The 23,661-nt window shown below is 51.6% G+C and carries 23 protein-coding genes; 7 read left to right on the top strand and 16 right to left on the bottom strand.

Going from position 1 to position 23,661, the window contains the following annotated elements; genetic code table 11:
- Positions 1-81: 81 nt before the first annotated feature.
- Positions 82-798, bottom strand: coding sequence for a YceI family protein (locus RSX24_RS13535; RefSeq protein WP_343260925.1), 717 nt, complete (start codon positions 796-798; stop codon positions 82-84).
- A 212-nt stretch (positions 799-1,010) separates the two neighbouring features.
- Between RSX24_RS13535 and RSX24_RS13540 the strand changes: the two genes are divergently transcribed.
- Positions 1,011-1,697: a response regulator transcription factor gene (locus RSX24_RS13540; RefSeq protein WP_236411913.1), complete on the top strand. Its 687-nt coding sequence runs from the start codon at positions 1,011-1,013 to the stop codon at positions 1,695-1,697.
- Positions 1,682-3,145, top strand: a complete 1,464-nt coding sequence (locus RSX24_RS13545; RefSeq protein ID WP_343260926.1) for a HAMP domain-containing sensor histidine kinase — start codon at positions 1,682-1,684, stop codon at positions 3,143-3,145. The genes RSX24_RS13540 and RSX24_RS13545 overlap by 16 nt, the downstream gene beginning before the upstream one ends.
- A gap of 82 nt (positions 3,146-3,227) precedes the next feature.
- Here the strand turns inward: RSX24_RS13545 and RSX24_RS13550 are convergent, their stop codons facing one another.
- Positions 3,228-4,040: an AAA family ATPase gene (locus RSX24_RS13550; protein ID WP_343260927.1), complete on the bottom strand. Its 813-nt coding sequence runs from the start codon at positions 4,038-4,040 to the stop codon at positions 3,228-3,230.
- Between the two features lie 296 nt (positions 4,041-4,336).
- Between RSX24_RS13550 and RSX24_RS13555 the strand changes: the two genes are divergently transcribed.
- Positions 4,337-4,489 carry a DUF1540 domain-containing protein gene (locus RSX24_RS13555; RefSeq protein WP_236412898.1) on the top strand — a complete coding sequence of 51 codons (153 nt, stop codon included), beginning with the start codon at positions 4,337-4,339 and terminating at the stop codon, positions 4,487-4,489.
- 198 nt (positions 4,490-4,687) lie between these two features.
- Positions 4,688-6,145 carry a 4-hydroxyphenylacetate 3-hydroxylase family protein gene (locus tag RSX24_RS13560; RefSeq protein WP_343260928.1) on the top strand — a complete coding sequence of 486 codons (1,458 nt, stop codon included), beginning with the start codon at positions 4,688-4,690 and terminating at the stop codon, positions 6,143-6,145.
- A gap of 22 nt (positions 6,146-6,167) precedes the next feature.
- Here RSX24_RS13560 and RSX24_RS13565 read toward each other — a convergent pair whose 3' ends face one another.
- From RSX24_RS13565 to RSX24_RS13575, 3 genes are all read right to left on the bottom strand, one after another.
- Positions 6,168-6,734, bottom strand: a complete 567-nt coding sequence (locus RSX24_RS13565) for a nitroreductase family protein (protein WP_236411905.1) — start codon at positions 6,732-6,734, stop codon at positions 6,168-6,170.
- Positions 6,735-6,819: 85 nt separating this feature from the next.
- The gene (locus RSX24_RS13570; protein WP_343260929.1) at positions 6,820-7,629 is read right to left on the bottom strand and encodes a hypothetical protein; all 810 of its coding nucleotides are present in this window, start codon (positions 7,627-7,629) and stop codon (positions 6,820-6,822) included.
- A 5-nt stretch (positions 7,630-7,634) separates the two neighbouring features.
- Positions 7,635-8,087 (bottom strand): flavodoxin, encoded by a 453-nt coding sequence (locus RSX24_RS13575; RefSeq protein ID WP_339273143.1) that lies wholly within the window; start codon positions 8,085-8,087, stop codon positions 7,635-7,637.
- Between the two features lie 227 nt (positions 8,088-8,314).
- Between RSX24_RS13575 and RSX24_RS13580 the strand changes: the two genes are divergently transcribed.
- The 3 genes from RSX24_RS13580 to RSX24_RS13590 all read left to right on the top strand — a co-directional run bounded on the left by RSX24_RS13580 (position 8,315) and on the right by RSX24_RS13590 (position 10,412).
- Positions 8,315-9,178, top strand: coding sequence for a class I SAM-dependent methyltransferase (locus RSX24_RS13580; protein ID WP_236411899.1), 864 nt, complete (start codon positions 8,315-8,317; stop codon positions 9,176-9,178).
- Positions 9,179-9,181: 3 nt separating this feature from the next.
- Positions 9,182-9,910 carry an RluA family pseudouridine synthase gene (locus RSX24_RS13585; RefSeq protein ID WP_339273146.1) on the top strand — a complete coding sequence of 243 codons (729 nt, stop codon included), beginning with the start codon at positions 9,182-9,184 and terminating at the stop codon, positions 9,908-9,910.
- Positions 9,911-10,067: 157 nt separating this feature from the next.
- Complete coding sequence (locus tag RSX24_RS13590; RefSeq protein ID WP_236411893.1) at positions 10,068-10,412, top strand: MGMT family protein; 345 nt, start codon at positions 10,068-10,070, stop codon at positions 10,410-10,412.
- Positions 10,413-10,548: 136 nt separating this feature from the next.
- Here RSX24_RS13590 and RSX24_RS13595 read toward each other — a convergent pair whose 3' ends face one another.
- From RSX24_RS13595 to purT, 11 genes are all read right to left on the bottom strand, one after another.
- Positions 10,549-12,063 (bottom strand): DHA2 family efflux MFS transporter permease subunit, encoded by a 1,515-nt coding sequence (locus tag RSX24_RS13595; RefSeq protein ID WP_236411891.1) that lies wholly within the window; start codon positions 12,061-12,063, stop codon positions 10,549-10,551.
- Positions 12,060-12,515: a MarR family winged helix-turn-helix transcriptional regulator gene (locus RSX24_RS13600; RefSeq protein ID WP_236411889.1), complete on the bottom strand. Its 456-nt coding sequence runs from the start codon at positions 12,513-12,515 to the stop codon at positions 12,060-12,062. Before RSX24_RS13600 ends, RSX24_RS13595 begins: the two co-directional genes overlap by 4 nt.
- A 231-nt stretch (positions 12,516-12,746) precedes the next feature.
- Entirely contained in the window at positions 12,747-13,184 is a 438-nt protein-coding gene (locus RSX24_RS13605; RefSeq protein WP_236411887.1) for a MarR family winged helix-turn-helix transcriptional regulator, read from the bottom strand.
- Positions 13,185-13,424: 240 nt separating this feature from the next.
- Positions 13,425-15,890 carry a DNA gyrase subunit A gene (gene gyrA / locus RSX24_RS13610; RefSeq protein WP_343260930.1) on the bottom strand — a complete coding sequence of 822 codons (2,466 nt, stop codon included), beginning with the start codon at positions 15,888-15,890 and terminating at the stop codon, positions 13,425-13,427.
- Between the two features lie 12 nt (positions 15,891-15,902).
- Positions 15,903-17,882 carry a DNA topoisomerase IV subunit B gene (gene parE, locus RSX24_RS13615; RefSeq protein WP_236411883.1) on the bottom strand — a complete coding sequence of 660 codons (1,980 nt, stop codon included), beginning with the start codon at positions 17,880-17,882 and terminating at the stop codon, positions 15,903-15,905.
- A 75-nt stretch (positions 17,883-17,957) separates the two neighbouring features.
- A complete protein-coding gene (locus tag RSX24_RS13620) occupies positions 17,958-18,947 on the bottom strand; it encodes an ABC transporter permease (RefSeq protein WP_339273157.1) in 990 nt (329 codons plus the stop codon).
- Positions 18,940-19,905, bottom strand: coding sequence for an ABC transporter ATP-binding protein (locus RSX24_RS13625; protein WP_343260931.1), 966 nt, complete (start codon positions 19,903-19,905; stop codon positions 18,940-18,942). Before RSX24_RS13625 ends, RSX24_RS13620 begins: the two co-directional genes overlap by 8 nt.
- Positions 19,905-20,762, bottom strand: a complete 858-nt coding sequence (locus RSX24_RS13630; RefSeq protein WP_339273160.1) for a GDSL-type esterase/lipase family protein — start codon at positions 20,760-20,762, stop codon at positions 19,905-19,907. Before RSX24_RS13630 ends, RSX24_RS13625 begins: the two co-directional genes overlap by 1 nt.
- A 224-nt stretch (positions 20,763-20,986) precedes the next feature.
- A complete protein-coding gene (locus RSX24_RS13635) occupies positions 20,987-21,742 on the bottom strand; it encodes a CAP domain-containing protein (protein ID WP_343260932.1) in 756 nt (251 codons plus the stop codon).
- Between the two features lie 180 nt (positions 21,743-21,922).
- The gene (locus tag RSX24_RS13640) at positions 21,923-22,381 is read right to left on the bottom strand and encodes a GNAT family N-acetyltransferase (protein WP_236411862.1); all 459 of its coding nucleotides are present in this window, start codon (positions 22,379-22,381) and stop codon (positions 21,923-21,925) included.
- Positions 22,371-23,558: a formate-dependent phosphoribosylglycinamide formyltransferase gene (gene purT, locus RSX24_RS13645; protein ID WP_236412896.1), complete on the bottom strand. Its 1,188-nt coding sequence runs from the start codon at positions 23,556-23,558 to the stop codon at positions 22,371-22,373. Before purT ends, RSX24_RS13640 begins: the two co-directional genes overlap by 11 nt.
- Positions 23,559-23,661 lie beyond the last annotated feature (103 nt).

Here is a 23,661-nt window from a genome sequence, read left to right on the forward strand (position 1 = left end):
AACAGGCTTATTCTACTTGAGAGCTGGATATGGGATCGAAGCGGCTGCTGCATCAGATAATAGAGTGTTTTCTTCGGCCGATCATTTGTCCAGTTTCAATTCCAATTGAACTTGAATGTCGTTTTCGGTGGACAGTACGACCGAGTGTGGGTTCGTCATGCCAAAGTCTTCGAATGTCACGACCGTGGTTGCGGACAACAGCAATTGGTTGTTTTCTTGCGCCGCTTTGACATCAAACGTGACTTCTTTCTCAATGCCTCTAACCGTTAACGTGCCGTTCATTTTGAAGTCGATCGTTTGGCCTGCCGGCCATTCTGCCGGAACGCCTTCAAACGATGTTGCTGTAAACGTCGCCTGCGGATTCGTTGCGATGTCGAAGAAATCGGCCTGTTTCACGTGCTCGTCGCGCTGAGCGTTGCCGGAATCCAGGCCATCCAGTTCGATCTGTCCGCTGGCGGACATCTGGGATGGATCGTCCACATTCACTGTCCAGGAGCCGCTAACCTGCTCGTCCACGAAGTTGACGGTTTCGCGCGATGTCGTTACGGAGAAATACACTTTCGAACCTTCGGCAATGTTCCAATCGCCATTCAGCTGCTCCGCTCCCGCAGCTTCGCCCGTTGTGGAGCTCGTCTCTCCGCCATCGCTCACCGCGGAACCCGAAGTGCTGGCTGGCAGTACCTGCTCGATCTCGACGTTGTTGCCCAAATAGCTGTTCGCGAAATAATAACCCCCACCACCAAGCACCGCTATCGCGGCCACGCCGGAAATCACCCAAGTCTTCGTCTTTTTATTCATCTCTATTCTCCTCCAATGATTGGTTATTTGTTTGTTCGTTGGAAGTATCTTATCAACCGAATGTGTCAAGATGACGTCAAAACGAAAACCAAGGGAAATTTTCCTTCAATTTTCTGAAAAAAGGGGCCTTGGCTTTGAGAAATGTGATCATGTACAATCAGTTCAGGCCGTGTGCCGATAATAATCGAAGGCATTGGAAAGGAGAACCCGCTTTGAAATCCATACTCATCGTCGAAGATGAGGAAGCTATCGCACGCGTGCTGGCTGCCTATCTGAGAAAAGCAGGATTCGATGTGCGACATGCCGCGGACGGGCCGACGGCCCACAGCATGTTTGATGCGAGCACGCCTTCCCTCGTTCTGCTGGATGTCATGCTGCCCGGCATGGACGGCTGGGAGCTGCTGCGAATGATTCGTGATAAAAGCGCATGTCCAGTCATCATGCTGACTGCACTGGACGATATACAGGACCGCCTGAACGGCTTGAATGCCGGGGCGGACGATTATATGAGCAAACCCTTTGTGCCGGAAGAGGTCGTGGCACGGGTCAATGCCGTGCTGCGCCGCAATCCCTACTTGACGGCGGGCGGTGCAGGCAAGCGATATTTTGGCAGCCTGGTGATTGACCTGACGGCCAAGCAGGTTTTGCTGCACGGTGCAGAAGTGGCGCTCACGCCAAGAGACTTGTCGCTGCTGCTGTTCCTGTCCGAATATCCCAACCGGACCTTCACGCGAGACCACTTGATCGAACAGGTATGGGGGCTCGACTATGATGGAAGCGACCGGGCCGTGGACTTGTCCATCAAGCGGCTGCGCCAGGCTCTAGGCCAATGGGAATCGGAAACGGGAGAAATTCGCACGCTGCGGGGAATGGGGTATCAATTTTGGATCGCCAACTAAAACCGAATCCGCCCAAACGCAAAACATCCATGCTGTCCTACTGGACTCTTCGCTATTTTCTGATTCTTTGTATCGGATTCACCCTGATTGCAGCAGGAGCGCTCTATTGGATTCGCAGTACGTCCATTGAGAAAAGCATGAAAACCGCCGAATTGCTCGGCCTTGAGATCGCGGAAAAAGTGACCGGACCGGGAAACAAGCTGCTCATCCCCCCGGACATCGATATGCTGGTGGACAAGCGGATCAAACTGTTCAACACGGACAACTATTTCTGCATCATGGTGCTGGACAACAACCATCATTTGATGTACTCCAGGCCGAAAATGACGCAGGACGATGTCCGCTATCATCTGTCGGATGACTTGAATGCGCCAAGGAACAAGAACTACGCCGGCGTTACCGTCAACATTACAGACTCGAATGAAACCCTTGGCAAAGTATGGGTCATGCAGTCCAAAAAGTCGCTCACGTTCAGCACGGAAACGTTTGTCATCGTGGTGCTGCTGCTCGCCGCCTTGATTCTGTGCGGCTGGTTCACCATTTATTGGTTGTCGCGCAAGCTCTCCAAACCGATCCGGCAAGTCGCCCATGCGGCAGAACAGATCCGAATCGGCAATTATGAGGTCAATCTGGACATCGATACGAAGGAACAGGAAATGAATGAACTTGTCAGCTCCTTCCGGGATATGTCCATTCGCCTGAAACAATTGGAAGAATGGCGCGCCTTGTCCTTGGCTGGGGTCACTCATGAATTGAAAACCCCGGTCACCTCCATCAAGGGTCTGGTCATGGCCGTACGGGATGACATTGTCAGCCCCCAGGAAGGAAAGGAATTTCTCGATATCGCTCTGAAGGAATCTCAGCGGATGGAACGTATGGTCGCCGATTTGCTGGACTATAACGCCATGAGCGCCGGCAGCGTGGCGGTACGGCATGAACGGATCGATCTCCATCTGCTGATAAGGGAAATCATCTATCAGTGGAGGATCACCTGCGAAGACAAAATGCCCGAGATTGAATTGGAAGCGTCAACGGGCACGCAGTATGCGATCGGCGATGCGCTCCGCATTCAGCAGATCATCGTCAACTTGCTGAATAACGGGCTTCAAGCCATGTCGGATGAACAAACGCCTGCGTTCCGGATTGGCCTGCAAGCCGAGGGAGAGCATCTCTCGATCGATGTACGGGACTATGGCACAGGCATTGCTCCTGAAGACCAGCCCAAAATCTTTGAACGCTTCTACCGCGGCGAACTCAAAAAACGCCGGACTCGCGGACTCGGACTTGGTTTGACTTACAGTCGTCTGCTCGCCGAGGCACAGGACGGAGAACTGTTCCTCGCTTCCAGCAGCCCGGAAGGCAGTATCTTTACGCTAAGGCTTCCGCTCTGGACCCCGCCGGATCAGCACAAGCGCGAGCAAACCTACCGTTCTCCGGTCAATGCTTGACACACCGATTGCAGACCAAAAACACCTCCGAAAGATTCTCTGACGAAATCTTCGGGGGTGTTCATTTCTTCAAGATCAAAAGCTAAGTCGTTACCGGTCTCGGCATGTATTCGGCATAAGCCTCTGCCACAAACTGCTCATGCAGCGAACGGCCGGCAATGATCGCTTTTCGCTTGGCTTTGAGAACGATCTGCTCCACGTCGGCGAAGCTGCAGCCTTCGAGGCGGTTGCATATGTAGTCCGGTAATCCCGGTTCGTGTTCGAAGGAACCGATCAGCTTGCCCACATACGTCTCACGGCTTTGGCGATCAGGCATGGTATAATTTATTTTTGTATCGAAACGACGCCATATCGCATGATCCAACTGTGCGTCCAGATTGGTCGCCGCCATAAACACACTTTCCCCTTCCCACTCATCCATGCATTGCAATAAGGTGTTGACCACCCTCGCCATTTCTTTCACTTCATCATTCGATTCCCGGGTACGGGCAATGGCATCGAATTCGTCCATGAACAGCACGCACGGATTCGTTCGGGCATATTCAAACAGCTTGCGGACGTTAGAGCCGGTCTCTCCAAGGTGACTGTGGATGATCGCATCCAGACGGACGAGCACAAGCGGCAGCTGCAGTCGGGCTGCCAAATACGAAGCGGTTAGCGTTTTGCCCGTTCCCGGCGGGCCAAACATGACCAACCTGTTCGGCAAAGGCACATCGTGAGCCGCAAATCGCTCCTTCATGCCTTGGATCGCAATAAATTCTTCGACGATTCTTTCATTTTCTGCGGAAAATACGATATGTCTCGCTTTGCGCTCACATTCTTTGCTTGTATAAAATGCAGCCATATCCATGCCTTTAGCTCGCGGCATACGGTAGGAATTCATAGATTTGCCCATGATCTCGGATGCTCCTCATTTCATTCTGGTTTAATCGTAATTATTACTATTAAACAATAACATAAGAAGCCCATTTTGCAAAGGCTGTCCAGTTATTATGCAAATCATCCATGGATTACAGATCATCCTGTTGCAAGCGTGCCCAATATTTGTTATTCTTAATTTGCATTCTTGTAAAACGCAAAAAAGCCCTGCATCTCATGCTAGAGCAAATGATCAGATTCGCAAGCGGCAACTTGCTAAGTCTGGAGCGTTTTACCATGAATGACAATTCCGATAAAGCGAGGTCAACAATCATGGCAAAAGACGTATTGTGTGAAGTTAACTCCTGCCGTTACTGGGCTCAAGACAACAAATGCAGCGCTTCTTCCATCTACATTGTAAGCCACAGCAACAAAGAGGCGAACACTTCTGCTGAAACAGATTGCAAAACATTTGAAGTAAAATAAACATCTCTCTTGAAGGAAAGGGACCCTGGCCGGTTCCTTTTCTTTTTGTATTGTAACAAGAATGATAATTATTATCAAGCTTTATTTTTAAAATGTTCCCCGGTTTTGCTCACGGATGCACATTCGGGCGCCTCCCCACGTAAACTACGGCAGCAGGAAATCTGCCCATGACCGAATCGATCCAAGAGGTGAATGTGTATGCCCGCTAAAAACGGCCAGCAGTATATCAACCGCATCGACGAACAAACCGTCCCTTGCTGGTACAAGGGAGAGCTTTTGAGCGGTAAACGCTCCGAACATTTCGCGTTCTCCGGATTGATGCGCACGCAAGCGAAAATGTATGACTTGCAGCATGACCCGCAATGGGCCGACGTGATGACCTATGCTTCCCCATCGGACGGGAGCCCTGTAGGCATGTCTTTTCTTCCGCCCACCGATGTCAACGATTTGCGCAGACGCCGAAAAGCGATGAACATCTGGTCAGGCATCCACCATGGTTTTCTGGGGAGATCTCCGGATTACATGAATACAGCGATTATGGCCTTCTATACTGCCGCAGAAGTACTTAACGAAGCATCGCCGCAATATGCCGAAAATTTGAAAAATTACTACGCCTACTGCCGGGACAATGATATCACCCTCTCCCATGCCTTCATCCAGCCGCATGCGAGCAAAATTTCGGGTCAGTTGGATTCCACGGAAGAATCGATCGCCGCCAAAATCGTGGAACGCACCCATGAGGGTCTGATCGTCAGCGGCGCGTTTCTGATGGCGACCCAAGGCGCCACCTCGGACGAAATCCTTGTGTATCCTTCTCCTTCGCCTGCACCATTCGAAGACGAGAACCCGTTTGTTTTTGCCTTCGCGGTGCCCAATGACTTGCCGGGAATTACAATGGTATGCCGGGATAGTTACGCGGCGGAGTCGGATTTCAATTACCCGCTCAGCTCCAAATACGAGGAAATGGACAATTTGGTGATCTTCGATCATGTGCTGGTGCCCAATGACCGAATTTTTTTCGCCGGAGAAGAGGAACTGTCCCCCCTCCTGTTCCGGGAAAGCCATTTCCACATTCATGCCGGTCATCAAGTGCTGTGCCGGTATATTGCCAAAACCGAGTTTCTGCTCGGAACGATCCAATTGTTGACCGATACGCTCGATTTGGGCTCCGAATCACATGTTATCGAAAAAACAGCCCGCGTGATGGCAGGCCTGGAAACGTTGAAAGCATTATCCGTTGCGGCTGAGGAAGGTGCCATTCCTGACGGACGCGGATTTATTTTGCCTGCCCCCAAACCGCTAATGGCCGCAAACCTCATCTATCCCAAACTGTATCCCGACATCATCGAAATTTTGCAGCTCGTCGGTTCGAGCGGCATGATCATGATCCCGCAAGAAGAAGACTTCCGCTCGGCTGCGGCGGCACACCTGGAAACGTACCTGAAAGGCAGCGATTTGGCATCATTTGAACGGACCGCTTTATTTCGTCTCATATGGGAACTCGGCGCCGGATCATTCGGCGGGAGACAAAAGCAGTTCGAACGTTTCTTCTTCGGCAACACGATTACAGCGTCGGGCCGACTGGTTTCGGCTTATTCCGGCGATGATCGCTTCCGCAAACAAGTGCTTGATTTCATCACGGATACAAACCGCTAAACGTTAGGCCATTCGGCGGACACTACATCCGATGGTCGTAGACGGTCATTAGCTCCGAGGCCGGTCTGCCCACGCTCAGATCACCGAAAGAAGGCCGGTCCCCATAGCCGATGTGGAACACGCCCAATACCCGTTCCGCGCTCGTTAAACCCATCAGATTCATAAACACGGGATGCTGCTGGTAGTCATTTGTTTTCCAGACTGCCTGCAGCCCCTGCTCCGCCGCAAGCTGGCTGAACCTTCTGCTCCATGCTTTGGCCTGCAGCGGATCATCTTCCCGGGCGTTAAACGGTGCCACGACGACAAGATGCGCGGGAATGGCTTCGGTGTATTGATACGCGGCCCAATCCCCGTAACGATCCGCCAGATGAGGGGGATAACTCTGACGAACCGCCTCCAGGTAGAGCTGGCGCCCTTCTCCGGAGAACAGCATAAACCGCCAGGGCTCCGGCGTCATAACGTATAATGAAGGATCTGCTTGATCAAGCAACCGTGCGATTACGGATTTCGGAACAGGCAGCGGACTGAACTCGCAGCCGCCTGTGCGCTTTTTGCCATGCCCCATATCTTGCCTCATACCTGCCGACATTTCTTCGCTCCTCCCTTGTTCTCTGTCCATTCGAATCGGCGTATCCATGCACGCTTCTGTCAGCATTCCGCCACTATAAGTGACGTTACATCACCCAATTTTTCTTGGGCTCGCCTTCGCATTTCCAGCGGTCCGTTTCGTCATGAATGCGCGCCTTATCCCGAGGTGTAAACCGATCCGAATCCAGGCACGACTCCTTCGCTCGGGGAATGCTTTCCCGGACAAGCCGGATGTAATCCTGCGAGCGCTGCAGCGACCTCGGCCCGGGGAGATGGCGGATTTTGCGCCCCTCTAACAGGCAATACGTTTCGATCATGCCCGGCAGCTGCCCGAAAGCTTCCCAGCAAAATAAGGTAGCCATATGCTGGAATGCTTCAACCACATTGGGGTCGTAAACGACCATGTATTTCTGGATCAGCAGCGAGTCCCAACCGGCAGGCTGCCAGACCGTCTGAAAAATCATGGACAAATGCATGGACATGGACGGTATTTCCGTTTTCCACTGTTCGAACACGATGGACGGATAATCCAGATCTTCGTTCATGGCCGCCACGAGGGACAACTCGTCGGTAATCCGGTTTTTCACGTCCCAATAATGCAATACGGAATCGAAACCGGTCGTTTTTTTGGGCCACCATTTTTCCAGCAAATACTGGATGGGCACTTCCTTGCGAATCCCCGGCTCCATGCTGTAAAACGCATTGACTGCGTGGCTGACCGCGTATTGCACGCGGTGCCTCCATTCCAGGGTGACAGGCTGGTCGGCATTCGGTTCCGGGCGGAGAAACCGATGCGGGCTGCGCAGCATTTCTTCCAGCCTGTAATCTTCAAGCAGACGTTCGGAAAGACGTGTCGTTTCACGTTCCGAAGCTGCTTGAATGTTATGCTTCAACATGATGATCAGGACACCCTTAATCCGTCGGCAGCGAACGTTTTGCCGAAATCGCGGCAAGTCACCTTCTCCTGCTCCGTCGGACTGTATTCGATCTTCAGCGTTTCTGAATGCACGTCCGCCCCGCGCTCTTTCAGCTTATCCACCACCACATCCACGGCACCGCAGAATTGCTCGTAAGCCGTATCTCCGCTGCCAAACACCGCCGCCCGCTTGCCGCTCAGGTCAAGCTCATCCAGTTCTTCGTAAAAGTCCAGAAATTCATCCGGTACTTCCCCGTCTCCCCAGGTATATACTCCAATGAGAAATGCATCGTAATCCATGAGGTCGGCAGCGTTGCAGTCCGTCACGGACTTGAGAACCGCTTCGTGTCCTGCCTGCTCGATTCCCTCCACGACCAGCTCTGCAATCTCTTCCGTATTTCCTGTCAGGCTTGCATATGCAACCAATAACTTAGCCATCTATTGTCCCCTCGCTTTTATAGGTTCATGTCATGTCAATCCAACGATACGATATCATCAAAATAATAAATGATAATGATTATCATTGTCAAATATTATTTTAGTTCCCTTCTCAATTCTGCTCGCGCTTTGTGGCCAAGCAATTCATCCGCGCCTTAGCTGGCGTGCAGGTGATCATTTGTTGTACAATAGTATCCAAATGACTTTTGAAGGATGGATAAACCACAATGTACGTAGCACAGAATTGGAAGGATTACGAAGTAATTGATACGGGAGACGGCGAGAAGCTCGAGCGTTGGGGCGACATCATTCTGCGCAGACCGGATCCGCAAATTATTTGGCCGAAAAAACAAGAAACGAACGAGTGGCGTCAAGTGCACGGGCACTATCACCGCAGCTCTTCCGGCGGCGGCAGCTGGGATATGAAAAAGCCTATTCCCGAACGCTGGACGATCGGATACGAAAACCTCAAATTCCATATCAAACCGACCAGCTTCAAGCACACCGGGCTGTTCCCTGAACAGGCAGCCAACTGGAGCTGGATGATGGATAAAATCAAAGGCGCGAACCGCCCGATTTCTGTGCTGAACCTGTTCGCCTACACAGGGGGCGCCACCGTCGCAGCCGCGTACGCCGGGGCTTCCGTCGTTCACGTCGATGCAGCCAAAGGCATGGTGCAATGGGCCAAAGAAAACGTACAGCTGTCCGGCCTGGCCGACCGCCCGGTACGCTTCATTACCGATGACGTGTTCAAATTCGTGCAGCGCGAAATCCGTCGCGGCAACCGCTACGACGCGATCATCATGGATCCGCCGTCCTACGGGCGCGGCCCGAACGGCGAAACCTGGAAGCTGGAGCAGAACCTGCATCCGTTCCTCGAATCCTGCATGGAGATTATTTCGGACAACCCGTTGTTTATGCTCATTAATTCCTATACGACAGGCATTTCCCCAACCGTTCTGCGCAACATGCTGACGATGACCATGTCCGCCAAATACGGAGGCACGATCAACGCCGGAGAAATCGGCCTTCCGATTACGCGCAGCGGCCTGAACCTGCCTTGCGGCATCCTTGGCCGTTGGGAGTCCTGATCCATGTCCGCGCACAAACATTTGTCCGGTGCGGATATCCCTGTGCTTTTTGAGGACAATCACTTGCTTGGCATCAGCAAGCCGGTGAACGTGCCTACGCAGGAAGACGCATCGGGCGACCCGGATTTGCTTACACTGCTCAAGCAGGACTTGAAAGAACGCTACAACAAACCCGGCAACGTATATCTCGGTCTGGTCCATCGGCTGGACCGTCCGGTTGGCGGCGCGATGATCTTCGCCAAAACGTCCAAAGCCGCTTCCCGCCTGTCCGATACGGTGCGCGGGCGTGATTTTCGCAAAATCTATGCTGCGGTCGTACACGGCAAACTGCCCGCGCTGAACGGCACGCTGAAGCATACGCTTTATAAAGATGCCCGTACCAATACGGTCAAGGTTGTGCCCAAAGGCACTTCGGGCGGCAAAGATGCCGTGCTCGACTATTGGGTCGTCGGTCAAACGGAGAAACACAGTCTCGTTCATATCGAGCTGCACACAGGCAGATCACACCAAATCCGGGTTCAGATGATGGCTGTCGGCTGCCCGCTCTATGGCGACCAGAAATACGGCGCACACCTGAACAAACCCGGACAACAGATCGCGCTCTGGTCTTCCATTGCTGCGTTTCCACATCCGGTCACGAAGGAAGAGGTCGTGCTCCGATCACTGCCGCCACGGGAGTATCCATGGTCCGAGTGGTCCCTCGATCTCTATGAGAAAACCTTCGGCAAATAGACTTTCCAACCGTGCAGATCCGGATCGATATCCGGTTTGCACGGTTTTTTCCTTATCTATGTTCCAACCGAAGTTCCGGTTGTTCGAACGATGCATCGCCGAAAGCATTTTCCGATACCCTCTTTCTCCATCACCTAACTTCAAGGAGCTGATTTTCGTGACACCGTTCACCAAACAAGTCGTCGCCATGATCGCCGCCATTCCCGAGGGCAAAGTCATGACTTACGGACAGATTGCCGCTCTTGCGGGAAGCCCGCGAGCCGCCAGACAAGTGGTACGCATTCTCCACTCCATGAGCCGTAAAGAGCGATTGCCTTGGCATCGCGTCGTAAACGCCAAAGGCGCCATCTCCATCCCTGATGAGCACTCCCGTATGATGCAGGAAACGGAGCTCATCAGCGAGGGCATAGAGTTTCAACTGGATGGCACGATTGATCTTCAACGCTTCGGCCATGATCCGGGTCCCGACTTCCTGCTGGAACCTCCCCTCGATGAAGAATAATCGCGCGCGCAACATGTACGCTGCCCCAAATAAAAATCCCCTCCGGCTAGCCAATTCGACTAACCCGGAAGGGATTTTTTTATTTTATGGGATGATCCTCATCCCTGAATCCACGTTCCTGCAGGACAGGGTTGTATTACGCTGTTGCACTGGATTTTTTCGGTTCCGTACTTGCTTCGTTCTCTACGGCTGGTTTGGTTTTGCGGATGAAGAAAGCCAGCAGCATTGCCGCTACCGTCATCCACGTAGCTACCGTAAAGGCATAGTTAACGCCATAAATCGTAGCGTCTGCCGTCGCATTCAACATGGCTGCCTGATCCGTCGGCGAAATATGGTTCGCTGCCATCGTATCAGCCAGATGGGATTTGAGTTTGCTGCTCATAATCGTAACGAGAATGGCCGTACCGATTGCACCGGCAACCGTCCGGAGCGTATTCGACATCGCCGTACCGTGCGCGTTCAGGCGCTGCGGAAGCTGGTTCAGACCGGCTGTCTGAATCGGCATCATCAGCATGGACATCCCGAACATACGCGCTGTGTAAATAAACATCATGTATCCGTAAGATGTGTCGATCGCAAGTCTGCTCAGACCCCAGGTTGTGACCGCCGTTACGGCGAGTCCGGCAACGGACAACCAGCGCGCACCCACTTTATCGAAGATCCGTCCGGTAATCGGGGACATAATCCCCATCAAAATGGCACCCGGCATCATCAGCAAGCCGGATTCGATCGGCGTGAACTGGCGAATATTTTGCAGGAAGATCGGAAGCAGGATCATACCCGCGAACATCGCCATCGTCACCAGCATGTTGATGATCGTGGTCAATGTGTACATATTGTATTTGAAAATGCGGAACTCAAGCAGCGGATGATCAGTCATCAGCTGGCGAATGACGAACAGGACCAGAGCGACGGCGCCCACAACAAGGCAAGTGATAACGACCGTACTGCCCCATCCGTCTGTACCTGCGTCACTGAATCCGTAGAGCAAGCTGCCAAATCCCACTGTGGACAAAATAACGCCCGGATAGTCCAGTTTCGGTTTGGATTGGCGCGTTACGTTTTTGACAAAAGCGATACCAATCGCTGTTGCAATAATGGAGAATGGCAAGATGATATAAAACAGCAATCTCCAGGAATAGTGCTCGACGATATAACCCGACAATGTTGGTCCAATGGCCGGAGCCAAGATCATCGCGATCCCCATCGTACCCATGGCCTGACCGCGTTTCTCGATCGGGAAGATGGTCAAAAATACAACCGTCATCAGCGGCATCAGAATACCCGCGCCGCCTGCCTGAATAACCCGTCCAACCATCAGAATGGCAAAGTTGGGACTAATTCCGCAGATCAGCGTACCGATAGTAAATAATAACATGGCGGTAATAAAAATTTGGCGCGTGGAAAATTTCGCAATCAAATATGCGGTTACCGGAATCAAAACACCATTGACGAGCATGTAGCCCGTTGTCAGCCATTGGGCCGTGTTGGCTCCAATCGCCAGGTCTTCCATGATCTTCGGAAGAGCCACGTTCATCAATGTTTGGTTCAAAAAGGCCACGAATGCTCCGATCAATAGCGCGGCAACAATCGGTCCCTTCTTGATGCTGTCCATCGCTGATGATGGAGCAGCTGCAGTTGTTGTACTCATTCGTTGTTCATCTCTCTTCCTTGTAGCTTTTCAATCATCAGATTATGAATCCGAAGCAGGTGGTCCAGATCTTCTTTGGGAATGTCCAAAATCGGAGACACTCTTTCCATCCACAGCCGATGCGTTTCCTTTTGTGCGCGTTCCCCTTTGTCCGTCATCTGCAGCACAACGGAGCGGCGGTCGGAGTCGGAACGGGTGCGAACGATGTATCCGCCTTTGACCAAACGTTCTACGACGGCGCTCATCGAACTGCTGCCGACATGGCACAATTCGGCCACGTCGTTGTTGCCGATCGAAGGGCGCTCCTTCAAAATGGATAACACCATGAATTGGATCGAGGTCAATTCAATTTCTTTGTTTTCATTCCAGAATTCTCGAAACAGCATTTGATTAACCTGTCGAAACGAATTGATGATGTAGAAAACTTCATATGTGTCCTGTGTATCTGACAATTGTTTCACCCTTTTACTTTTGGAATATAATATTTCGCACACGAAATATCAGGGGAACAATTATTTATTATAAGCATCTTTTTTTACATAGTCAACTCTTTACATATTGGTTTTTTTCGATTTTTTGGAGATTGGCTAAATCCTTGTAAACCCGCCTTATCAAAAAAAATAACCATAGGCAGCCTGCCTCAAACGAGCAGGTTTTCCTATGGTTACCCAAAGACCATCATTTTATGAAGTGGATAAGGCATGCTCCTTATTTTTGGGGGCAGTCATTTTTCCCAGCAAATATACCAGCAGCTGCTGATTATGCATCGAAATGTTGCTGAGCACAGAGTTCATGAATTCATTGCGGATGGCGAGCCCGCGCTGTGTTTCGATCCTGCCTTTTTCGGACAGGGACACCCAAACGATTCTGCGATCCTGATCGTCGCGCTCCCTATGGATCAATCCGTTCTTTTCCATTCGGTCAAGCAGCATCGTAACCGCTGCAGGGGTCGTCGCCAAAAATGGAATCAGGTCGGATGGTTTCATGCGCCCATGATCATCAAGTACCTCGAGTGCAGTCAATTGTGCTTCCGTTAAGGAAGGGGCCAGCTCCTGGTCCATGTGAAGTTTGTAATCCTTGGTCAGCCTCGACCAGCATTTGGTGAAATCGGAATAATACATGTTGGTATCGCTCCTCTCTGCGGTCAGGTAATCACTTCATCTGCTTAAGGTTTTCGCGCTTCAAAGCCGCATTCCTGCTGCATTTTTTCAATTTCCCAGCGATCGACCACAATCGACGAAGGTTGTTAAACTTCGCATGAAGTCTCTCTTTTAATCCGTGTCCGAACAACAAAAAAAGACGATCCGCCCGACAAAAGCTGCTGCGCTTTTGCAAGGCGAAACGTCTTTGCAAGGAAAGGGTCAAGACGGAACGTCATGCGAATTGGTTTCATCCAAGTCCTTCAGAAGCTCCACGACCTCATCCTTTTTGTCTACATGTACGAGCAGTTTGCCGATATGCTTCCGCTCTTGGATCGGCATGCTCTCGGAGGACAGCGTGAATACCTGGCCCTCTTTGGTCATTACGTTCACTTTGCGTTCTTCACGGCAGTAGAAAGCCCCGGCGATGCGGCTGCCGTTCGGTTTGACCCGCTTGCCTTCCTTGAATTCGAAGGTAGCCACGCCTTTGCCGCCACGGCTCTGAAGAGCGTAATCGAGAAGCAAGGAGCGTTTGCCGTATCCCAGATCGGACAATATCGCGATTTCGCCTTCCTCTCCTTCCACCCAAAGAGCGGTAACCACTTCATCCGTATCCTTGAGCTGAATGCCTCTTACCCCGCCGGACACCCGTCCCATGGCGTTCACTTCGTCCTCGCGGAAACGAATAGCCATCGCTTCCTTGGTAATCAACAAGATGTCCTTATCTCCCGTGCTCAGATGCACCGAGAGAACTTCATCGTCTTTGCCCACTTTGCAAGCAGCTACGGCTCCGGAACGTTTCGTCACGTACTCTTTCAGTTCGGTACGTTTCACCTGTCCCTTGCGCGTGACAAATACAAGGCTGTGATTCGGCTCATCAAACGATTTGATCTGCAGCACGTTGGTGATTCGATCATCTTTCCCAAGGGGGATCACGTTCACGATCGCCGTACCCGGGTCCTTCCACTTGAATTCGGGAACCTGGTGCACAGGCAGCAGGAAGTATTGGCCTTTTTGCGTAAACACAAGCAAATTGTCCAGCGTATTCACTTCAAGCAGTTGGGCGATATAATCGCCCTCCTTCACGCCGCTTCCGCTGCGTTCCCCGCCAGAGCGAGTGAAAGATTGCATTCCCGTGCGTTTGATGTACCCTTCTTTGGACAATGACACAAATACATCCTCTGCATTCACCAGAACTTCAAGGTTTACCTTCAGTTCTTCGACTTCGCCCTGAATGGCGGAGCGGCGGTCGATGCCGTATTTCTCGCGAATCTCCAGCAGTTCCTTGCGAATGACGCCGATCAGCTTGCGGTCACTCTCCAGAATGCCACGAAGCTGCGCGATTTTTTTCATCAGATCGGCGAGCTCCTTCTCCAGTGAGGTGATCTCCAGGTTGGTCAGGCGATAGAGCTGCAGGGTGAGAATCGAGTCGGCCTGCCGTTCCGTAAAACCAAACATCCACATGAGGTTGTTTTGCGCGTCTTGGCGGTTTTTGGATGCTTTAATGGCCGCAATGACCTCGTCCAAAATGTTAAGCGCTTTGACGAGCCCTTCCAGCACGTGGGCGCGATCTTCGGCTTTCTCCAGTTCAAATCGGGTGCGGTACGTGACCACTTCCCGCTGATGCGCAATGTAAGCTTCCAGCATCGCTTTTAGCCCGAGCTGCTGCGGCGCCTTGTTGACGATGGCAACCATGTTGAAATTGTACGTCACCTGAAGATCCGTCTTTTTCAGCAAATAGGCCAGTATGCCCTGTGCATCGGCATCCTTCTTCAACTCGACGACGATGCGTAGACCTTCACGCCCGCTTTCGTCCCGGACCTCGGCGATGCCTTCGACTTTTTTCTCAAGCCGAATGTTCTCCATCGAGGTCACGAGACGCGATTTGACCACTTGATACGGAATTTCCGTAATAACGATCTGCTGTTTGCCGCCGCGCATGTTTTCGATATCGGTTTTGGAGCGGATATAAATGCGGCCCCGACCCGTGCGGTACGCGTCCATAATGCCTTCGCCGCCCATAATCAATCCGCCTGTCGGGAAATCCGGTCCTTTCAGGAACATCATGATTTCTTCCAGTCCAATCGATGGCTTCTCCATAACAGCCAGGCAAGCATCGATAACTTCCCTTAAATTATGGGTCGGAATTTCCGTCGCAAAACCGGAGGAAATGCCGCTGACGCCATTCACGAGCAAATTGGGATATCGGGATGGCAGTACAACCGGTTCTTTGGCCGTATTATCGAAATTGTCCTTGAACAGCACCGTCCGTTTCTCGATATCGCGCAGCATTTCCATTGCAATCGGCGACAACCGGGCTTCCGTATAACGCATCGCCGCTGCCGGGTCATCATCCTGGGAGCCCCAGTTGCCGTGGCCGTCCACCAATACATGGCCCATTTTCCAAGGCTGCGCCATCCGTACCATACCCTCATAGATCGAAGAGTCTCCATGGGGATGGTAATTCCCCATCACGTCCCCGACCGTTTTCGCCGATTTGCGATAGGGTTTGTCCGGTGTGTTGCCCGAATCGTACATGGCGTACAAAATCCGCCGCTGAACCGGCTTCAGACCATCGCGCACATCCGGGATGGCGCGATCCTGGATAATATATTTGGAATAGCGACCGAAACGGTCACCTACGACCTCTTCCAGAAAGGCCGGCAAAAACTGCTCTGATAGACTCATTCCAGACACCTTCTATTCTTCGTACTCTGTAAAGTCGACATTTTCGACAATCCAACGCTTGCGCGGATCAACCTTGTCACCCATGAGGGTGGAAACACGACGTTCGGCCTTTGCCGCATCCACGATCTCCACTTTAAGCAAGGACCGCGTTTCCGGATTCATCGTTGTCTCCCACAGCTGCTCCGGATTCATCTCTCCAAGTCCCTTATACCGTTGAAGCTCCACATTTTTGCCAAGCTCCTTCATGTAGTTCGCCAACTGCTCATCCGTCCATGCGTAACGCACGGTCGACATTTTGCCGGACTTGCTGGTGAGCTTGTAAAGTGGAGGCTGGGCGATAAATACTTTGCCTTCGTCAATGAGCGGTTTCATGTAGCGATAGAAAAAGGTCAGCAGCAAAACCTGAATATGCGCACCGTCCGTGTCCGCATCGGTCATGATGATGATTTTGGAATAATTGCTGTCCTCCACCGCAAATTCGGTACCGATGCCGGCGCCGATCGCCGAAGTGATGGCACGGTACTCCTCGTTTTTCAATATATCCGCCAGCTTTGCCTTCTCCGGATTAAGCGGTTTGCCCTTCAGCGGAAGGATCGCCTGAATTTTGGAGTCGCGGCCCTGCTTGGCCGATCCGCCGGCAGAATCGCCTTCCACGATAAACAGCTCGTTGCGCGAAAAATCTTTGGATTGCGCCGGCGTCAATTTGCCGTTCAGATTGGAACTTTCGCTCCGCTTTTTGCCGCTGCGCATCTCGTCGCGGGCCTTGCGGGCAGCCTCCCGCGCCTTGGATGCCAATACGGCCTTGCGGATCAGCGTTTGCGCGACCTGGGGATTTTCCTCCAGGAAACGCTGCATGTTTTCGGCGACGACCGAATCCACGGCACTTCTCGCCGAAGCGCTGCCGAGCTGGTCCTTGGTCTGTCCGACGAATTCGACCTCGGACATCTTCACGCTGATGACGGCCATCATGCCTTCGCGCAGATCGTTGCCATCCAGATTTTTGTCTTTTTCCTTGATCATGCTCGTACGTCTCGCATACTCGTTCATGACACGGGTATACGCCGTCTTGAATCCGGTCTCATGAGTACCGCCGCCCCTGGTCGGGATGGAGTTCACGAAGGAAGCAAGCGTTTCCGTATAACCTGCGTTATATTGAATGGCTACTTCGACTTCGATGTCATCCTTTTCCGCATAAAAGTGAATGACATCATGCAGCACGTCTTTGTTTTCGTTCAAAAACGCCACGAATTGGCTCGCTCCGCCTTCATACATGTATTCATCCTGATTGCCCGAGCGTTCGTCCTTCAGCACGATTTTCAAACCGGAGTTGAGGAATGCGATTTCCTGCAGACGTTCGGCAAGCGTATCGTAATTCAGCTGAATGCCGTTCTGGAACACCCGGACATCCGGTTTGAACGTCACTTTGGTGCCCGTGCGATTGGTGTTGCCAAGCACTTCAAGCCCGGTTACAGGTTCGCCGACGTGCTCGATTCCTTTTTTGTCCTGCCAATATTCGAACCGCTGCCGATGGATCTTGCCATCCCGGTAAATTTCGACTTCCAGCCATTCGGACAACGCGTTCGTAACCGATGCGCCAACGCCGTGCAGCCCCCCGGATTTCTTATATCCTGCCCCACCGAATTTTCCTCCTGCGTGCAAAATCGTAAACACGACCTGGGGAGTGGGAATTCCTGTCTTATGTATACCCGTCGGAATTCCTCTTCCGTTATCCTGAACCGTGACAGACCCGTCCTTATGCAGCGTGATATCGATTTTGGAGCAGAATTTGGCGAGATGTTCGTCGACGGCATTGTCCACGATTTCCCATACCAAATGATGAAGTCCCGAATTGCTGGTGCTGCCGATGTACATACCCGGCCGTTTCCGGACCGCGACCAGCCCTTCAAGTACTTGAATGTCGTCCGCGTCGTAGCCCGAGGTTCCTTGCCCCCCGCCTGTCGAACCTGCCGACATATCGATTTGCTCGACCATTCATGCTCCCCCTTCTTAACTTGCAACTAAAAAAAGCGAAAAATGCAAACAGATGTTTTCTTATCCTTGTCCATTTTAATTCAAGATATCCCGTTTCGTAAAGACAAGGAATGACACAACCAATGACGCTATGCCCCAAACGCTTAACACAATAAGGGAAAAACCCAAATTCATTCCTTCGATCGGAGGCAGCCCGCCGGACAAATAATCAGGCAATTGCAAATTAACCATAAACAAATATTTGGCGGAATTCCACGATGCGGCCATGCTGGTCAGAATCGTTCCCGCGATCAGCGCCGCCATCATGATCACGATGCTTGCCGCCGTACTGCGAACAAGCACCGACACCATGAAGGCAAGAACGGCAACGATCACGCTCACGAACCAGATCAGTCCTGCCTGCATCAGCAAGTACAGCCATTGCTCCACCGCATGCACGCCCGACATGTCCACATCGGTGCCGACAATTTTGAAACCGGTGAAAATCGGCATGCCAAAGCCTTTATATCCGAAGACCACGCCCGAAATGGCATAACATATCACGTATGCAGACACAACGATGATGGAAACGAACATGAGCAGCGTTACCAGTTTGCTCAGAAGCACTTTCCATCGTTTGACGGGACGGGTCAGCAGCATTTTAATCGTTCCCGTCGTGCGTTCTCCCGACACCAGATCCGAAGCGATCGCCATGATGAGCAGCGGAATGAACAAACCTACCGCATTGTTCATGAACTCCCGCGTAAACGTTACGCCGTTCGGCTCTTTGGGATTCACGTCGTTTTCCAGATAATACTGCATCTGTTGAATATACACCGTGCGATATTTTTTGTATTCTTCCGGCACGCGATCGCTGCCGAGCGAGTTTTGATTGTCCGTAATGGCTTGCTGAAGCTCCAGACGCCAATCGCCGCCGAATTTGTCGCGGTTATTTTCCGCAGATTTCATCTGGGCATACGTAAACATGGGCACCAGGACCGCAAGCACGATGAAAATGATATAAAGGCGTTTTTTCTTCACCATTTTGATCGTTTCGTTGCGAATAAGCGGCATGATGTTACTCAATGGATTCACCTTCCGTCATTTTAAGGAATAATTGCTCCAGGGTCGGCTGAATCCGCTGAACGCCCTCGACCCGGATCCCTTCCCGGACCATCCGGTCGACCAATGCGGGGATTTGATCTTCATCCATTTCGGCGACGACGGCATTTGGTCCCAAACCGGCAATAATGGTGTCGTCCATCACTTCGGCCGGCCGGTCAACCAGCGTAATCCCGGCTTCCAACAGCATGTTTTTCCCGGCTTCCAGCGGGGACAGATGCCAGATGGCCATGCGGGAATGGTCCTCGATCAGTTCATTCACGCCTCCGACGGCAAGCACTTTTCCGGAACTGATGATGGCCACCCGGTCGCACAGCAATTGTATTTCGCTTAACAGATGGCTGCTGACGAACACGGCCATACCTTCGCCGGCAAGCTGCTTGATGAATGCGCGAAGCTCCTTTATGCCCTTGGGATCCAGCCCGTTGGTCGGTTCATCGAGAATGAGCAGACGCGGTCTTCCCAGCAAAGCCTGGGCAATGCCCAGGCGCTGGCGCATGCCGAGCGAATAGGTTCTTACTTTATCATGAATCCGCTGGTCCAGGCGAACGATATCGACAACTTCCTGTATTCGCTTATGATCTACGCCGGGCTGCATCCGAGCAAAATGCTCCAGGTTCTCCCACCCTGTCAAATATGTATACACTTCGGGATTTTCAACGATAGAACCTACAAACTGCAGTGCCCGTTCGGGATCCCGGTTCACGTCATAACCGCACACCATAATTTTGCCTTCCGTCGGTTTGATCAGATCAACGAGCATACGGATGGTTGTCGTTTTACCCGCCCCGTTCGGACCCAAAAAACCGAAAATTTCCCCAGGCTGCACATCGAACGTAACATCTTTGATAATCCATTTGCGTCCGATTTTTTTCTTGATATGCTGAACGGAGAGCACCGGTACGCTTTGCTGCTCAGGCATCACTTTGCACCCCCTTGCGTTTCATTGACGTTCTGGTACTCCTGTGCAATGCGGACCGCGATGGCCTGGTAACCGTCCCCGTTCGGGTGGAAATGATCCGAAGAAAGATATTCGCCCAAATGGTTCTGGAAAATGTCGAAGGTCGGCACCAGCGACATGCGGTCTTCCTGGTTCAAAATCTCCAGCGCAGCGTCATTCCATGCCGCAACGACCGTATTCCCCGGAACCTTGAGTTCCTTCACGTCACCAAACGGATTATACAATCCGACATAGGAAATCTGGGCCTGCGGATTAATTTCTTTTACTTTTTTTAAAATGTCCTGCAAACGTTTGGAGGTTTCCGGAAGAACCTCTGCCAGTTTTTCCGGGGTTGGCGGATCTTGTCCCTGAAGCACTTGACCGCCTTGAAACAGATCATTTGCGCCAATCGACAACAATATAAAATTCGCTTGCTGCAGCACGTACCGCACGCCCTGCTCATCCAACTTTTTCAGCAAAGCATCGGTTCTCAGCCCGTTAACGCCAAGATTGTTCAGCACCTGCACGTCATGACCCTGCTGTTGCAGCAGGTTTGCGGTTCGGCGGATAAAGCCAAGACCTTCGTCATCTCCCGTCCCTCGTGCAAGCGAATCGCCGATGACGGCCATGCGAATTTTCCCGTCTTGAACCGGTGCGGCTTCGCTTGGGGACGGTTTTCCAGAGGTTTGCCCGGAGGCTGTTCCGGCGTCCCCTTGGGGAAACATGACATCCTTGATCGCGTAAACAAATCCGAATAATAACAGCAGCGTAGCCAAAACGGACACCGTGCTGATGATCCGCCAAATCCAAGGCGATGAGTCCACCGTTCTTCTTTTCATTCATCACATCTCCGCTCATGTACTCCAGGTACTTAAAATTTGAAAAATGGCTTTACATTCAGATGATGCTTCGTCTAATTAACATAAATGTTCTGTGCCAATTTTGCAAATTTTGACGCACGCTGTATCCTTTTGCTCTAACAGCGAAAAAAGGCTATGCCCGCACAGACCTCGCTGTACGGACATACCCCTTTTGTAACTACGGAATGAGTCCGATGTCTTTATTATTTGCCGATGAATTCCTGTGCCCAGTATCCATTGTAGTATCCCACGCCGATGTGCGTGAAGCTGGCGCTCAAAATGTTTTTGCGGTGACCGTCACTGTTCATCCATGCAGTCACGACTTCCTGAGGCGTTTTTTGGCCTTTTGCGATGTTTTCGCCAGCGGCTTTATACGTTACTCCGAATTGTTTCATCATGTCGAATGGCGAACCATATGTCGGCGATTGGTGATCGAAGTAGTTGTTGTCGCTCATGTCTTTCACTTTGGCTACAGCGACTTTGTTCAACAATGCATCCGAAGTCAGAGCACTAAGACCAGCTTTGGCACGCTCTGCATTCACCAGCTTGACCACTTGCGCAGCAAAGTCGGATTGGGACGTTTCGCTTCCGCTGTTGCTGTTATTGTTGCCTGTGTTGCCTGCAGTGCTTCCATTGTTGCTGCCGTTATTTGATGTACTTCCGTTATCGGAAGGTTTCGTAGGTGTTGGATTAGCTGGTTTAGCCGGCTTTGTTGTTTCCGTTGTTTGATCCGCCGGTTTTTGAGCTGTCGTTCCTTGATTGAGCTGTTCTTCGATTTGTTTCTTCCATTGTTCCAGGACAGCTTTCAAGCTTGCCGCATCCGTAATTTTATAAGTGACCGTAGAAGTAGTATATGTGGTTGGATTTGCAGCAGCAGCAGAGGCCGGCAGCATAATTCCCACCGCCAGTGCAGCTGTCAGACTTCCAGCAGCAACAGTTTTCAACCAGTTTTTCTTCAAATTGATTCATCTCCTTGAAATTAATTGTTACAAAAATGTAATTAACACTCTTGCAGTATAACAACTGTCACTGGTGTTGTGAACCTATTAAAAAATGGAAAAGTAACTTTTTTGTCATTTTTATATTAAAAAAGAAGGCATCCAGACAACAGCAATGGTTTGTCGGATGCCCTATTCATGCTATAAAAGAACCTTACTGAAACGGTAGCCTCTCTTCTGAAAACCGATATGCTCGTAGAAGCTGTACGCAGAAGAAGCCACATCGCGATTGGCGCCAGTCACAAATAGCTGTTTGCCGCCTTGTTTCCTGCCCCAATCCTCGGCATGCGACATCAGACGGCGGCCAATTCCGCCACCACGATGCTTCTGGCCTACGATCAAGGAAGTAATCTGGGCAGCCGGTTCCGGATAAGCATGGCTTTGCACGCACTGCAAGCCGATCATCCCAATAATTTGTTCATCCACTTCGGCAACAAGCATGCACGCGTTCGGATTGTTTTCCAAACCCTGAATACGCTCTCTCATGACATTGGCCGTTGTCGGATAGCAGACCTCTCTCATCAGTCCCGTTACCGCTTCAGCATCGCGAAGTTCACATTCCCGGATCGTCAGTACAGGAGCCTCTACATTATTGGACATGATTTACCTCCACTTTCAGCATATTTGCGGCTTGTACCGCTGTTTTTCGAGCTTCTTGCACATCCTGGGCTGCACTCAGTGCTACTGCCATTCGGCGCCCTACTTTGGTCTCAGGTTTGCCAAACACGCGGATTTGCGTGCGCGGCAAAGCGAGTGCTTCTTCCATACCTTTGATTGCAAAATCGGCGGTTTCATCATTAGCCTTCAATGTAGCCGAGGCTCCAGGTGTAAGCAGGTGTACATCTGTCACCGGAAACCCAAGAATCGCGCGAACATGGAGCGCAAACTCGGAGTTGTCCTGCGTGACCATCGTAACCATGCCCGTATCGTGCGGACGAGGAGATACCTCGCTGAACACGACGCCTTCGGCCGTAAGGAACAGTTCGACGCCGAACAAACCGTAACCGCCAAGCTCATCGGTCACCGTTTTGGCAATGTGGCAAGCCTGTTCCCACTGCTCGGCTGTCATCGCATGAGGCTGCCAAGATTCGACATAATCCCCATCCTTCTGAATATGTCCGATGGGCGGGCAGAAAACCGTACCCGAGACGGACCTTACCGTCAGCAATGTAATCTCGCTGTCAAACTTAACAAAGCTCTCCACAATGACGCGTACGGATTTGCCGCGTGCCCCCGATAGGGCAATGTTCCAGCAATCCTGCACGTCGTCCAGCGTATGGCAAACGCTCTGGCCTTTGCCTGAAGAGCTCATCAGCGGTTTGATCACGCACGGCGTTCCCAACTCGCGAACCGCTTCGTGAAGCTCGTCCAGACTGTCGGCAAAACGATATGCAGCTGTCGGCAATCCGAGCTGTTCTGCCGCAAGACGGCGAATGCCTTCGCGATCCATCGTCAAACGGGCAGCTCTTGCTGTCGGAACGACGCAAAATCCTTCTTCCTCCAGTTCGAGCAAAGCTTCCGTCGCAATAGCTTCAATCTCCGGCACAATATAGTGAGGCTGTTCCTTGCGAATGATTCGTTTCAGTTCATCGGCATCCAACATATTGATGCAATAGGACCGGTGAGCAACCTGCATCGCGGGTGCATTCTCGTAGCGATCTACCGCGATCGTTTCCACACCGAGTCTCTGGGCCTCGATAACGACCTCTTTCCCCAATTCACCACTGCCCAAAAGCAGCATCTTTTTGGCTTGAGCCGTAAAAGGAGCACCCCACATGTTCTTCTCCAATCCTCCCAAAGAGAAATCTTCTATATCTTTCTCTCTATTTTCGGGGTTTTGGTGAAAGATTGCAAGAGTGCTCCCTATTTTTCTTGTGAAT

The sequence above is a fragment of the Paenibacillus hubeiensis genome, assembly GCF_032334105.1.
Lineage (GTDB): Bacteria > Bacillota > Bacilli > Paenibacillales > Paenibacillaceae > Paenibacillus > Paenibacillus hubeiensis.